This is a genomic window from Pseudoxanthomonas sp. (assembly GCF_035999195.1).
GTDB lineage: Bacteria > Pseudomonadota > Gammaproteobacteria > Xanthomonadales > Xanthomonadaceae > Pseudoxanthomonas_A.
Genome location: NZ_DASYGY010000009.1, coordinates 342,398 through 356,217, shown reverse-complemented (window position 1 = coordinate 356,217; position 13,820 = coordinate 342,398). Strand labels below are relative to the sequence as shown.

10 protein-coding genes are annotated in these 13,820 nt (G+C 68.8%); all 10 read left to right on the top strand.

What is annotated here, in order from left to right; all coding sequences use genetic code 11:
• The first annotated feature begins 68 nt into the window (after nucleotides 1-68).
• Entirely contained in the window at nucleotides 69-1,964 is a 1,896-nt protein-coding gene (locus VGN58_RS08805) for a DUF3857 and transglutaminase domain-containing protein (protein WP_327482874.1), read from the top strand.
• Nucleotides 1,965-2,001: 37 nt separating this feature from the next.
• The gene (locus tag VGN58_RS08800) at nucleotides 2,002-3,111 is read left to right on the top strand and encodes a prephenate dehydrogenase (RefSeq protein WP_327484616.1); all 1,110 of its coding nucleotides are present in this window, start codon (nucleotides 2,002-2,004) and stop codon (nucleotides 3,109-3,111) included.
• Nucleotides 3,112-3,306: 195 nt separating this feature from the next.
• Nucleotides 3,307-4,566, top strand: coding sequence for a sensor domain-containing phosphodiesterase (locus VGN58_RS08795; protein ID WP_327482873.1), 1,260 nt, complete (start codon nucleotides 3,307-3,309; stop codon nucleotides 4,564-4,566).
• Between the two features lie 149 nt (nucleotides 4,567-4,715).
• On the top strand, nucleotides 4,716-5,429 hold the full coding sequence (gene dapB / locus VGN58_RS08790) for a 4-hydroxy-tetrahydrodipicolinate reductase (protein WP_327482872.1): 714 nt from the start codon (nucleotides 4,716-4,718) through the stop codon (nucleotides 5,427-5,429).
• 223 nt (nucleotides 5,430-5,652) lie between these two features.
• Nucleotides 5,653-6,780, top strand: a complete 1,128-nt coding sequence (carA, locus tag VGN58_RS08785; RefSeq protein ID WP_327482871.1) for a glutamine-hydrolyzing carbamoyl-phosphate synthase small subunit — start codon at nucleotides 5,653-5,655, stop codon at nucleotides 6,778-6,780.
• Nucleotides 6,777-7,340 (top strand): hypothetical protein, encoded by a 564-nt coding sequence (locus VGN58_RS08780; RefSeq protein ID WP_327482870.1) that lies wholly within the window; start codon nucleotides 6,777-6,779, stop codon nucleotides 7,338-7,340. The genes carA and VGN58_RS08780 overlap by 4 nt, the downstream gene beginning before the upstream one ends.
• 76 nt (nucleotides 7,341-7,416) lie before the next feature.
• Entirely contained in the window at nucleotides 7,417-10,662 is a 3,246-nt protein-coding gene (carB, locus tag VGN58_RS08775) for a carbamoyl-phosphate synthase large subunit (protein WP_327482869.1), read from the top strand.
• Nucleotides 10,659-11,135 carry a transcription elongation factor GreA gene (gene greA / locus VGN58_RS08770; RefSeq protein WP_327482868.1) on the top strand — a complete coding sequence of 159 codons (477 nt, stop codon included), beginning with the start codon at nucleotides 10,659-10,661 and terminating at the stop codon, nucleotides 11,133-11,135. The genes carB and greA overlap by 4 nt, the downstream gene beginning before the upstream one ends.
• A gap of 7 nt (nucleotides 11,136-11,142) precedes the next feature.
• A complete protein-coding gene (locus VGN58_RS08765; RefSeq protein WP_327482867.1) occupies nucleotides 11,143-12,096 on the top strand; it encodes a phosphoglycerate mutase in 954 nt (317 codons plus the stop codon).
• Nucleotides 12,093-13,820 (top strand): single-stranded-DNA-specific exonuclease RecJ, encoded by a 1,728-nt coding sequence (recJ, locus tag VGN58_RS08760; RefSeq protein WP_327482866.1) that lies wholly within the window; start codon nucleotides 12,093-12,095, stop codon nucleotides 13,818-13,820. Before VGN58_RS08765 ends, recJ begins: the two co-directional genes overlap by 4 nt.

The window sequence follows — 13,820 nt, the reverse complement described above, 5'->3', positions numbered from 1 at the left end:
CGAACCGTTGCTAGGATGGCGCGTCGCCAGCCGGCGGCCTACGCATGCGGACAGGGAGGACGTGGGGAATGCGCAAGCACTTGGGGAAGGTGGCCGGGTTCTGCCTGGTCGCGGCATCGGTACTGGCCCACGCGGCATCGGCGCAGGCCGCCGAAGAGCGGCCGTTGCAGGTCGAGCATGAGCATGTGGATTACGTCGTCGACGCCGACGGCCGTTACGTGGAGACGCGCGAGACCGCGACCAAGGTGTTGAAGGAGGCTGCGCTGGAAGCGGCCAAGACCGCGTCGGTCGGCTACAGCACCAGCATCCAGAAGGCCGAGGTGGTGACGGCCTACACGCTCAAGGCCGACGGTCGCAAGGTCGTGGTGCCGCCCGGCAACTACCAGGTGCAGTCCGCAGCCGGGCACGAAGGCGACTCGCCCGTGTACTCCGACAACACCACGCTGACGGTGGTGTTCCCCGACCTGGCCGTCGGCGACACCACCGTGTTCGCCTACAGGTTGACCGCCCTGCAGCCGATGTTTCCGGGTCAGTTCTCGGTGATCGAGAATTTCAACCCCGCCGAATACTACGGCGACGTGAAGATCACGCTGGACGCGCCGGCCACGGTGCAGGCCGGCCACCAGTCCTGGCAGATGCAGGAGAGCACGCGCGAGCGCGACGGCCGTCGCGTGATCGAGTGGCGCTGGCGCAACCGCACGCCGGTGCCCCGAGAAAGCTTGCGCGACAGCGTGTACAACCCCGAGCGCTATCCCGGCTACGCCTACTCCACCTTCCGCGACTATGCGCAGATCGCGCAGGCATACGGTGGTCCGGCAAACGCGAAGGCGGTGCCGACGCCGCGCATCCGCACGCTGGCCGACGAGATCGCCGGCGACGCGCGCGAACCGCGCGAGACCGCCAGGCGTCTTTACGAATGGGTGTCGCGCAACATCACCTACGCGGGCAACTGCATCGGTCTGGGTGCCGTCGTGCCGCGCGACCTGGACCAGGTGCTGGACAACCGCATGGGAGACTGCAAGGACCACGCCACGCTGTTGCAGGCGTTGTTGGCCGCCAGGGGTATTCCGAGTACGCAGGCCCTGATCAACGCCGGTGGCACCTACACGCTGCCAAAGATACCGGTGGCATCGGTGGTCAACCACGTCATCACCTACATTCCAAGCCTGGATTTATACGCCGATTCCACCGCGGCCACCGTGCCGTTCGGGTCTCTGCCGAACGGATCCGCGGGCAAGCCGGTGCTGCTGGTGGAGGGCCATCATCAAGGCGCATCGACGCCGTTGCGTGAAGCGGGCCGCGATGGCCAGAAGCTGCGCACGACGGTGCGGATCGCCGCCGACGGTTCGGTCAAGGGCAGCCAGCAGGTGGAACTCAGCGGCAGGCTGGCGGTGATGGCGCGCGACCAGTTCCGCGAGCTGCCCGCAGCCGAGGCGGCCAAGATGGTGCGGCGCTACTTCGAGCGCATGGCCCTGCGCGCCGACGGTACCGTTCGCTATCCCGACGCCCGACCGCTGCAGGACGACTTCAGCATCGACGCGGACTTCGAGGTCGCACGGATGCTGCCGGCGTCGGGTGGCCTGCAAGCGCAGCCCTGGTTCATCAGCTACGCGCCGATCGCGAGCATCGTGGCGCGCAACCTGGGGAGCGTGGACCAGCCCGCGGGCGAGAGCGGCTGCGGCGGCATCTACTCGGAGGAGGACTACACGATCGAACTGGCCCCGGGGATGCGCATCGCCTCGCTGCCCGGCAACGTGGATGTCGAGGAGGGCAACGTCGCTTTCCGCGCGACCTACCGGCGCGAAGGCAACCGCATCCGCATCAACCGCCGGCTGGACGACCGCACGCCTGGCCCTGTCTGCTCGCCGGAGTACAACACCGCCTACGCGCGCACGATGCAGAAGATCCTCCCCGGCCTGCGCGAGCAGATCGTCTATCTGGCGGCGGATGTCCGTGCCGACTGAACCTGCCGTTCCGCAGGACGGCGCTGCGGCAACCGATATGCCGCAGCGCCCGTTGGTGGGCATCGTCGGCAGCGCGGGTGCCTATGGCCGCTGGCTGCACCGGTTCTTCCGGGCCCGGATGGGGCTTGGGGTCATCGGCCACGATCCGGCGGACGCGCGGTCCATCGATGAAGCGGAACTCGTCCGGCGCGCGGATGTGCTGGTGTTCTCCGCGCCGATCCGCCACACCCCGGCACTGATCGACCGTTATGTCGCCCTGGCCGGCGGGAGCGAAGCCGGCAAACTCTGGCTCGATGTCACCTCCATCAAGACCGCGCCGGTGGCTGCGATGCTGCGTTCGCGGGCTGAAGTCGTCGGCCTGCACCCGATGACCGCACCGCCGAAGGCGCCCACCCTGAGGGGCAGGGTGATGGTGGTCTGTGAGGCGCGCCTGCGGCGGTGGCGGCCGTGGCTGGCCGACCTGTTGACGGCGCTGGAAGCCGAATGCGTGCATGCCACGCCCGAACAGCACGACAGGGTGATGGCCCTGGTGCAGGCGATGGTCCACGCGACGCACCTGGCCCAGGCCGGCGTCCTGCGCGGACAGGCGGCGCAGGTCGGCGATCTGGCGGCAGTGATGCCGTTCCGTTCGGCCTCGTTCGAGATGGATGCGGCCATCATCGCGCGCATCCTGTCGCTCAATCCGGCGATCTACGAGGATATCCAGTTCGGCAATCCCCACGCCGGCGACATGCTGCAGGCGCTGGGCGACCAGATCGCCCGGATGGCGGCACTGGTGGGCGACGGCAGCGACGCTGCGCGTGCCGCCTTCCGCGACGAGTTCCTGCACGACAACCGCATCGCCATCGGTGAGGCGTCGCTCGCCGAAGGCAACTACAGCTACGAGCGGATCGGATACCTGCTGGCCGATCTCGCGGCCGGCGAGGCCCTCAGCGTGCATCTGCCGGAGGACCGGCCCGGGTCGTTGCGCGCGCTGCTGCACGTGTTCGAGCGGCATGCGGTGAGCCTGTCGTCTATCCACTCCTCGCGCACGCCCGAGGGCGAGGTGCATTTCCGGATCGGGTTCGAGGCGGGCGTGGATCTGGCCGCGCTTGGGCGTGCGGTGGAAGAGATCGCGGCGGGGCGGCTGGGTCGCGTCCTCTCCTGACGCGGGCACTCCACGCTCATGGTGCGCCGCCAGATAAACCGGTGTACTCGACAACTGTGACATGACGGGCCTAGCATCGTGCCCATCGGGATGCAGGCGTCAACGCGCTCCCGTCATCATCCTCAGGGAGTGAAGGAGATGGTCCGCGATACCAAACCGATCCCACTGCCGGCGGCGCGCCCGCCGGAGCGGGCAATGAGCGAGGCGGATGCAGTCGCGCTGCTCATGCGCATCGTGGCGGCCCAGAGCGAGATCGCCGCCGCCGGGCCGGATCCCCAGGATGTCGTCGATGCCGTCACGCATCGCGCACAGGAACTGACGCGCTCTGCCGGTGCGGTGCTGGAGATCATCGACGGCGACCGGATGCGCTACTGGTCGGCCAGCGGCATCGCGGCCCACCAGGTCGGCATGACGCTGCCGGTGCAGGGCAGCCTGTCGGGGCGCTGCATTGGCGAGCGCAAGGTGATGCGCTGCGACGACAGCGAGACCGATCCGCGGGTGAACCGCGATGCCTGTCGCCAGGTGGGACTGCGTTCGATGCTGGTGGCGCCGCTGCAGTTCCGCCAGCAGACCGTGGGCGTGCTCAAGGTCATCTCGACGTTGCCGTCCGCGTACACCGACGCCGACTGCCGCATCCTCGAGCAGTTGAGCACGCTGGTGGCCGCCAGCCTGTACAAGGCCATCGAACACGCGCAGATGCGTGCGGCACTGGAGGGGCGTCGTAGCCACGCCGAACGCGACCGGCAGCGATCGAGCGACGTGCGTGCGCGCATCGAACAGGTGCTGGGAGAATCGAGACTGCAGTCCGCGCTGCAGCCCATCGTGCGGCTCGCAGATGGCGCGGTGGTCGGCTATGAAGCCCTGGCGCGCTTTCCGGTGGAGCACGACGTGTCCACGTCGGGCTGGTTCGAGGATGCCGCCCGCCTCGGCATGAGCGTGCCGCTGGAACTGGCGGCGGTGGAAGCGGGGCTGGCAACGATGCCGCACGTGCCCGAACACGCGTATCTGGCGCTCAACGTCTCGCCCGAGACCGCATGCCACCCGCGCCTGCAGGCGCTGCTGGCCTCGCAGGCGCCGCATCGCCTGGTGCTGGAAATCACCGAACACACCGCCGTCGACGACTACGGGCGCCTGAACGACTGCTTGGCGGCGCTGCAGGCGCAGGGCGTGCGCATCGCCGTGGACGACACGGGGGCCGGGTTCGCGAGCCTGCGCCATGTCCTGCGACTCGCGCCGGACATCATCAAGCTCGACATCACCCTCGTGCGCGAAGTCGACCAGCGTCCGCGCATGCAGGCCCTGATTTCGGCGCTGCTGACGTTCGCCGAGGGTACGCGGGCGCAGCTGATCGCCGAGGGCGTCGAAACCGAGGCGCAACGATTGACGCTGAAGGCGCTCGGCGTGCCGTTCGCGCAGGGCTACCACCTGGGCAAGCCGCAGGTGCCGGCAGCGTGATCGGTTCCGGGAAGGTCCGTCCTTTCGCAGAATGCCGGACCCCGTCGCTCCCGCCCGCTGTCGTGCCTGAGACATCGCCGGACGTGGTCGTCTGACGCCATCCTCGCGCGACGGTCGCGCGTCCACCGGCCGGCGGCTACCATGCGGTCATGAACATGCTTCGTGTCCTCGTCCATGGCGCCTCCGGCCGCATGGGCCAGTCGCTGCTCCGCCTGTCGGCCGAACAGCCCGATCAGTACCAGGTGGTCGCGGCGGTGACGCGACGCACGCCGTCGCCGCGCGTGGTGGACGGCGTGCCGCATTTCGCCGCCAGTGAACTGGCCGGCGTGCCGGCGTTCGATGTCGCCATCGATTTCAGCTTGCCCGACGGGTTCGATCCCATCCTCGCGCTGTGCGTAGAACGTGGCGTGCCGCTGGTGTCCGGCACCACCGGCATCTCCGCCGCGCAGATCGAGGCGGTGGGGCAGGCGGCCGCCAGGATTCCGGTGGTCTGGGCGACCAATTTCAGCCTGGGCGTCGCCGTGCTGGCCGAGCTGGTGGAGCGCGCGGCCGCCGCGCTGCCGGGCTGGGACGTGGACGTGGTGGAGTCGCACCACGTGCACAAGAAGGATGCGCCCTCGGGTACCGCACTGACGCTCGGGGAGGCGGCCGGCAGCGCGGGCGCGCCGGTGCATTACGCCAGCCTGCGTGCCGGCGACATCGTCGGCGAGCACACGGTGCAGTTCGCCGGCCTGGGTGAACGCGTCGAACTGATCCACCGCGCGACGCACCGCGACGTCTTCGCGCGCGGCGCCCTGCATGCGGCGCGCAAGCTCGCGGGCCGTCCGGCCGGGCGCTACCGGGTGCGCGACCTGCTGGATTGAAGGTACCGCCGCGCGGCAGGGTCGTGCGGCAACCTGAACACGCAGGATGGCGGCGGTCTGCCAATGGTCTGGCGGGCAAAAAAAGGTGGCGCTGAACAGGCCGTTTCCGTACAATTCCCGCTCGCCTGTTACCCATCGCCACGGACCGGATCGACGCCGCGTCCGCGGTTTCTTGCAGCCGCAAGCCGGTGGGACAGGGTTCCTCCACCCCAAGGCGAACCCCGTGACACGACCCGCAATGCTCGTACTCGAAGACGGCACCGTATTCGAGGGCGAATCCGTAGGCGCAGACGGCCTTTCGGTCGGCGAAGTGGTGTTCAACACCGCGATGACCGGCTACCAGGAAATCCTGACCGATCCGTCCTATGCCCGCCAGCTCGTCACCCTGACGTATCCCCATATAGGCAACACCGGCTGCACCGATCAGGACGACGAAGCGTCCAGGGTGTGGTGCGCCGGCCTGATCGTGCGCGACGTGCCGCGCCGTCCCAGCAGCTGGCGCAACCAGCAGGCGCTGCCGGAGTGGCTGTCCACGCGCGGCATCGTCGCCATCGCCGGCATCGACACCCGCAAGCTGACCCGCATCCTGCGCGAACGCGGCGCCCAGAACGGCGCGCTGATGGCCGGCGACGGCCTCGATGTCGAGCAGGCGCTTGAAGCCGCACGCAAGTTCCCCGGGCTGAAGGGCATGGACCTGGCCAAGGTGGTGACCACCGACACGCCGTATCCGTGGCGCGACGGCCAGCTCGACCTCGACCGTAATGCCTTTGTGCAGGCGCCGGCGAAGTTCAAGGTCGTGGCCTACGACTTCGGCGTGAAGCACAATATCCTGCGCATGCTGGCCGAGCGCGGCTGCGACGTCACCGTGGTGCCCGCGCAGACCAGCGCCGCCGACGCGCTGGCGATGCAGCCCGATGGCGTGTTCCTGTCCAACGGACCCGGCGATCCGGCGCCGTGCGATTACGCCATCGCCGCCATCCGCGAATTCATCGCGAAGAAGATCCCGACCTTCGGCATCTGCCTCGGCCATCAGTTGCTGGCGCTCGCCGCCGGCGCTCAGACCATGAAGATGGGCCACGGCCACCACGGCGCCAACCACCCCGTGCAGGACATCGACACGGGTCGCGTGATGATCACGTCGCAGAACCACGGCTTTGCCGTGGACGAAGCGACCCTGCCGGCCAACGTGCGCGTGATCCACCGCTCGCTGTTCGACGGCACCAACCAGGGCATCGAACTGACCGATGCGCCGGCGTTCTCGTTCCAGGGCCATCCGGAAGCCTCGCCCGGACCGCATGACGTGGCGCCGCTGTTCGACCGGTTCGTCGCCGCGATGGGCGCGGCGCGATGACCGTTGCCATCCGCGGGCTGGCGGTCCTGCTGGCGGCACTTGCCGTGCCGGCAGCGGCATCGGTGCCGACCGACGACCAGGTGCGCCGTCTGCAGCAGACCCTCGGTTTCGACAACGCGATGGACCGGGTCCTGGACGAGAAGATGGACGAGCAGCCGGCCCTGACCGAGCTGAGCGCCACCGAGCGCGCGTGCATCGTGGGTGAGCTCAAGCCGGTGATGAAGCGCAAGCTGGATGGCGCGTTCAAGCAGCTGTTCGGCGACGAACAGACCGCCGGCGCGTGGCTTGCCTTCGCCGAGACGGACGGGGGCCGCACGTTGATGGCGTTCGTACGCGACGGCGTGGTCGCCAAGCTCGAGGAGCGGCCGGCGCCGTCGCCGGAGGCCGCGCTGGGCGGCATGCCGCTGGAGGCGATGGGCGAGGTGGCTGCCTTCATGTCCACCCCGGAGGCCAAGGTGCTGGAACGGGAGTTCCCGGACGTGGACATGGACGACGCCGAGATGGATGCCTTCATGGCGGCGGTCGCGGACACCTGCGGCATCGACGAAGCAAGACTCTGAGCCGGCGGCCCGCCGACCACTTCCCGCGTCGCGCAGCGCATCGCGCGCGACGGATACGCAACAGATCGAGGACATCATGCCCAAGCGTCAAGACCTCAAGACCATCCTGATCATCGGCGCAGGCCCGATCGTCATCGGCCAGGCCTGCGAGTTCGACTACTCCGGCGCCCAGGCCTGCAAGGCGCTGCGCGAGGAGGGCTACCGGGTGGTGCTGGTCAACAGCAACCCCGCCACCATCATGACCGACCCGGAGATGGCGGACGCGGTCTACATCGAGCCGATCAACTGGCAGACGGTCGAGAAGATCATCGCCAAGGAGAAGCCCGACGCGCTGCTGCCGACGATGGGCGGCCAGACCGCACTGAACTGCGCGCTGGACCTGGCCGACCACGGCGTGCTGGAGAAGTACGGTGTCGAACTGATCGGCGCCAAGCGCGACGCCATCCGCATGGCCGAGGACCGCGAGCTGTTCCGCGTGGCGATGGGCGAGATCGGGCTGGAATGTCCGAAGGCCGCCGTCGCGCACACGCTGGAGGAGGCGCTGGAGATCCAGACCCGCGTCGGCTATCCCACCATCATCCGCCCCAGCTTCACCCTGGGCGGCAGCGGCGGCGGCATCGCCTACAACCGCGAGGAACTGGTCGACATCGTCACCCGTGGCCTGGAGCTGTCGCCGACCACTGAAGTGCTGGTGGAAGAGTCGGTGCTGGGCTGGAAGGAATTCGAGATGGAAGTGGTCCGCGATACCGCGGACAACTGCATCATCGTCTGCTCGATCGAGAACCTCGATCCGATGGGCGTACACACTGGCGACAGCATCACCGTCGCCCCGGCGCAGACCCTGACCGACAAGGAATACCAGCGCCTGCGCGACGCCTCCATCGCGGTACTGCGCAAGATCGGCGTGGACACGGGCGGCTCGAACGTGCAGTTCGGCATCAATGCGCAGACCGGCCGCGTGGTCGTCATCGAGATGAACCCGCGCGTGTCGCGCTCGTCGGCGCTGGCCTCCAAGGCCACCGGCTTCCCGATCGCCAAGGTCGCGGCCAAGCTGGCCGTCGGCTACACGCTGGACGAGCTGAAGAACGAGATCACGGGCGGCCTGACCCCGGCCTCGTTCGAGCCGGCGATCGACTACGTCGTCACCAAGATCCCGCGCTTCGCGTTCGAGAAGTTCCCGCAGGCCGATGCGCGCCTGACCACGCAGATGAAGTCGGTGGGCGAGGTGATGGCGATGGGCCGCACCTTCCAGGAATCGTTGCAGAAGGCGCTGCGCGGCCTGGAGACCGGCAAGGTCGGCCTGGACCCCACCGGCCTGGACCTCGCCGACGAGGACGATCTGGCCACACTGCGCCGCGAACTGAAGGCGCCGGGTCCGGAGCGCCTGTTCTACGTGGCCGATGCGTTCCGCGCCGGCATGAGCGTCGAGCAGGTGCACGCGCTGTCGTTCATCGACCCGTGGTTCCTCGACCAGATGGAAGAGATCATCGCCGCCGAGCAGCAGCTCGCCGCCGATGGCCTGGGTTCGCTGGACAAGGCGCGCATGCGCAAGCTGAAGCGCATGGGCTTCTCCGATGCGCGCCTGGCACAGCTGGCCAACACCGACGAAGCCGCCGTGCGCGTGCTGCGCAGGGCGCTGGGCGTGAAGCCGGTCTACAAGCGCGTGGACTCCTGCGCGGCCGAGTTCGCCACCAGTACCGCCTACCTGTATTCGACCTACGAGGACGAGTGCGAGGCGCAGCCGACCAACCGCGACAAGATCATGATCCTCGGCGGCGGCCCCAACCGCATCGGCCAGGGCATCGAGTTCGACTACTGCTGCGTGCACGCCGCGCTGGCGCTGCGCGAGGACGGGTTCGAGACCATCATGGTCAACTGCAATCCGGAAACCGTCTCCACCGACTACGACACCTCCGACCGCCTGTACTTCGAGCCACTGACGCTGGAAGACGTGCTGGAGATCGTCGAACTGGAACAGCCGAGGGGCGTCATCGTGCAGTACGGCGGGCAGACGCCGCTGAAGCTGGCGCGTGCGCTGGAAGCCAACGGCGTGCCGGTGATCGGCACCAGCCCGGATTCCATCGACCTGGCCGAAGACCGTGAGCGTTTCCAGCAGCTGGTCGATTCGCTGGGCCTGAAGCAGCCGCCGAACCGCATCGCCCGCAACGACCAGGAAGCCCTGCTGCTGGCACGCGAGATCGGCTATCCCCTGGTCGTGCGTCCGTCGTACGTGCTGGGCGGCCGCGCGATGGAGATCGTGTACGGCGAATCCGACCTGGCCCGTTACGTGCGCGACGCCGTGAAGGTCTCCAACGACTCGCCGGTGCTGCTGGACCGCTTCCTCGACAACGCGGTGGAAGTGGACGTGGACATCATCGCCGACGCCGAGGGCCACGTGCTGATCGGCGGCGTGATGGAGCACATCGAGGAAGCCGGCGTGCACTCGGGCGACTCGTCGTGCTCGCTGCCGCCATACTCGCTGTCGGCGAAGACGCAGGACGAGCTGCGCCGCCAGGTCGTCGAGCTGGCCAAGGCGCTGAAGGTCGTCGGCCTGATGAACACCCAGTTCGCCATTCAGGCCGGCGAAGACGGCAGCGACGACATCGTCTACCTGCTGGAAGTCAATCCGCGCGCCTCGCGCACCGTGCCGTTCGTCTCCAAGGCCACCGGCATGCCGCTGGCCAAGATCGCCGCCCGCTGCATGGCCGGCAAGACGCTGGCCGAGCAGGGCGCTACCAGGGAAATCGTGCCCGACTACTACTCGGTCAAGGAAGCGATCTTCCCCTTCGCCAAGTTCCAGGGCGTGGATCCGATCCTCGGTCCGGAGATGCGCTCCACCGGTGAGGTGATGGGCGTGGGCCGCAGCTTCGGTGCCGCCATGGCGCGGGCGCAGGAAGCCGGCGGCATCAAGGCGCCGCCGGTCGGCAAGGTGTTCATCTCCGTGCGCGATCCCGACAAGAAGCGGGTGCTGCCGGTGGCGCAGGAGCTGGTCGGCCGCGGCTACAGCATCGTGGCCACGGCGGGCACGGCGGCGTGGCTGGGCGAGCACGGCATCGCCTGCGAGCAGATCAACAAGGTGCTCGAGGGCCGTCCGCACGTGGTCGACCTGATCAAGAACGGCGAAATCGTGTATATCGTCAACACCACGGAAGGACGCCAGGCCATCGCCGACTCCTTCTCCATCCGGCGCGAAGCCCTGCAGCATCGCGTCACCTATTCGACCACTGTCGCCGGCGCCAAGGCGCTGGTGCATTCGCTGGAATACCGCGGCACCGGCCCGGTACTGGCGTTGCAGGAACTGCACAAGGAGCTTCAAGGGTGAGAGCCCCATTGACCATGCAAGGCGCGCAGCGCCTGCGCCAGGAACTGGACCAGCTGAAGACGGTCAAGCGACCTGAAGTGATCGCCGCCATCGCCGAAGCGCGTGCGCACGGCGATCTGAAGGAAAACGCCGAGTACCACGCCGCGCGCGAGCAGCAGGGCTTCATCGAAGGCCGCATCAAGCAGCTGGAAGGCGAACTGTCGCACGCCGAGATCATCGACGTCAGCAAGCTCAACGCGGGCTCGCGCATCGTGTTCGGCGCCAAGGTGGTGCTGGCCGACGTGGATACCGACGAGGAGAAGCGCTACCAGGTCGTCGGCGACCTGGAGGCCGACATCAAGCAGGGCCTGATCGCGATCTCCTCGCCGCTGGCCCGCGCCCTGATCGGCAAGCACGAGGGCGACAGCGTCACCATCGACGCGCCGGCCGGCCAGCGCGAGTACGAAATCGTCAGCGTTTCCTACGCCGACTGACGGACCGATGGCCCAGGCCACCCTGCTGCTGCCTGCGCGCACCCGCCTGGTCGGGCAGCTGTTGCCGCCCGACGTCGCGAAGGCGTTGGGGCGCGCGGACCGCAGCGAGGGCGAGGGCGGCGAGCGCGCGCAGCTGCGGCGGCAGTTCCAGCTGGTGCCGGACCACTGGCCGGTCGCCGCCCTGACGCGCCAGCGCGATGCGCAGGATGCGGCGGGCGCCCGGTGGCTGCGCGCGGATCCGGCACGCGTCTCCCCCGACATGACGGGCGCCCGCATGCTGGCCTACGGCGAAGCGCTGGCGCTCACCGACGAGGACACCGCGCACCTGCTTCCCGCGTTGAAGCCCCTGTTCGGCGATGCCGGCATGCTGCTCGACGCACCGCAGCCGGCGCGCTGGTACCTGCGCCTGCCGATGGAGGCGAAGCTGCCGACGTTCGCACCGGCCAGCGAGGTGCTGGGCGACGATCTGTTCGCCCATCTTCCCGAGGGCGATGCGGGCCGTCGCTGGCGCGCCCTGCTCAGCGAAGCCCAGGTGCTGCTGCACAACCATCCGTGGAACGCGCAGCGGGTCGCCCAAGGCAAGCCGCCGGTGAACTCGCTCTGGTTCTGGGGCGGCGGCGTGCTGCCGGATGCCGTGCGCACCGGCTTCCGCCAGGTGAAAGGCAACGACGTGCTGTTGCAGTCGCTGGCGCAGGTCGCCGGCGTGGAAGCGACGCATGCCAATGGCGAAGGCGGCGTGGATGCATTGATCGACCTGCGCCACCTGCGCAACCTGGACCTGCTGTGCCGCGATGCGCTGCGGCCGCTGCTGGACGCCCTGCGCACGCGCGAACTCGACGCGCTCACGCTCGACTTCGAGGATGGCGCCCTGTTTTCGCTGCGCCGCGAACAGCGCTGGCGCCTGTGGCGCGGCGCATTGCAACGTCTGGATACGGCGCGCCCGGACCACGTTCCCGCATGACGTCATCCCCGCGGATCCGCCGTCGCGCTATCGCCGCGGGCGGACACTGGCCGGACACGGTGCCGCCGCTGCTCCGACGCATCTACGAGGCACGCGGCGCGCTGTCCCTCGACCAGGCGCAACCGCGGCTGGCGCATCTGTTGCCGCCCGATTCGCTCGGTGGACTGGGTGCCGCCACCGCCTTGCTGGCCGATGCGATCGCGCAGGACCGCCACATCGTCATCGTCGGCGACTTCGACTGCGACGGCGCCACCGCCTGCGCGGTCGGCGTGCGGGGGCTGTGCCTGCTGGGCGCGCGCCGGGTGACGCCTGCCGTGCCCAACCGCATGGTGCATGGCTATGGCCTGTCGCCTTCGCTGGTGGACGAGCTTTCGGCATTGCAGCCAGACCTTCTGGTCACGGTCGATCACGGCATCGCCTGCCACGCCGGTATCGCGGCGGCGAAGGCGCGAGGCTGGCAGGTGTTGGTGACTGATCACCACCTGCCCGGCGACCAACTGCCACCGGCCGATGTCATCGTCAATCCGAACCTGCGGGGCGATCCGTTCCCCAGCAAGGCGCTGGCCGGGGTCGGCGTGATGTTCTACGTGCTGCTCGCGCTGCGTCGCGTGCTGCGCGAACGCGGTGCGTTCGACGGCGCGGAACCGGACCTGTCCACGCTGCTCGATCTGGTCGCCATCGGCACCGTCGCGGACCTGGTGCCACTGGATGCGAACAACCGCGCCCTGGTTGGTGCCGGCCTGCGCCGCCTGCGCGCGGGGCAAGGGTGCGCGGGCCTGCAGGCGCTGATGCGGGTGGCCGGACGCGATCCCGCGCGCCTCACCGCCGCGGACATCGGCTTCGCCATCGCGCCGCGCCTGAATGCGGCGGGACGGCTGGAGGACATGGCGCTGGGCATCGCGTGCCTGCTGACCGACGACGCCGCCCAGGCCGACGAGATGGCGCGCGTGCTGGAGGGCATCAATGCCGAACGCCGTGGCGTGCAGCAGCAGATGGTCGACGAGGCGCACGCGGCGCTGGCCCGTATCGACAATGCTGGTGATGCGCCCGTACCGCTGGCGCCTTGCCTGTTCGATCCGGAATGGCACCCGGGCGTGGTGGGCCTGGTCGCATCGAAGATCAAGGAACGCCTGCACCGGCCGGTGATCGCGTTCGCACCGGCGGAGCCGGGCAGCACCATCTTGCGCGGTTCGGCGCGTTCGATCCCCGGTTTCCACATCCGCGACGCACTGGCGGCCATCGACACCGCGCACCCCGGCCTGATCCAGCGTTTCGGCGGTCACGCCATGGCGGCAGGCCTGTCGCTGGACGAAAGCGCGCTGCCGTCGTTCCGCCTCGCGTTCCACCAGTACGCACACGCGATGCTCGACGACGACCTGCTGCGCGAGGAGGTGCTGAGCGATGGCGAGCTGGCGTCCGAGGAGTTCGATCGCGCGCATGCCGACGTGCTGCGCAGTGCCGGACCCTGGGGGCAGGGTTTTCCGGAGCCGGTGTTCGATGGGATGTTCGACGTGCTGGACTGGCGCGTGGTCGGCGAGAAGCACCTGAAGTTCTCGTTGCGCGCGGCCGGGCATGCCTCGCCGTTGAATGCCATCCAGTTCAACGGCTGGCACGACGTGCCACCGCCCACCCGCATCCAGGCCGCGTATCAACTGGACACCGACGACTGGAAGGACCGTCGTGGCATCCAGTTGCTGCTGCGTCATTGGCAGGCGGCGGACTGA

Bases quoted from the DNA above. Each gene is read 5' to 3' on its own strand.
- dapB (WP_327482872.1), top strand. From the start codon at position 4,716: ATGAACATGCTTCGTGTCCTCGTCCATGGCGCCTCCGGCCGCATGGGC.
- recJ (WP_327482866.1), top strand. From the start codon at position 12,093: ATGACGTCATCCCCGCGGATCCGCCGTCGCGCTATCGCCGCGGGCGGA.
- VGN58_RS08795 (WP_327482873.1), top strand. From the start codon at position 3,307: ATGAGCGAGGCGGATGCAGTCGCGCTGCTCATGCGCATCGTGGCGGCC.
- VGN58_RS08765 (WP_327482867.1), top strand. From the start codon at position 11,143: ATGGCCCAGGCCACCCTGCTGCTGCCTGCGCGCACCCGCCTGGTCGGG.
- VGN58_RS08780 (WP_327482870.1), top strand. From the start codon at position 6,777: ATGACCGTTGCCATCCGCGGGCTGGCGGTCCTGCTGGCGGCACTTGCC.
- VGN58_RS08805 (WP_327482874.1), top strand. From the start codon at position 69: ATGCGCAAGCACTTGGGGAAGGTGGCCGGGTTCTGCCTGGTCGCGGCA.
- carB (WP_327482869.1), top strand. From the start codon at position 7,417: ATGCCCAAGCGTCAAGACCTCAAGACCATCCTGATCATCGGCGCAGGC.
- VGN58_RS08800 (WP_327484616.1), top strand. From the start codon at position 2,002: ATGCCGCAGCGCCCGTTGGTGGGCATCGTCGGCAGCGCGGGTGCCTAT.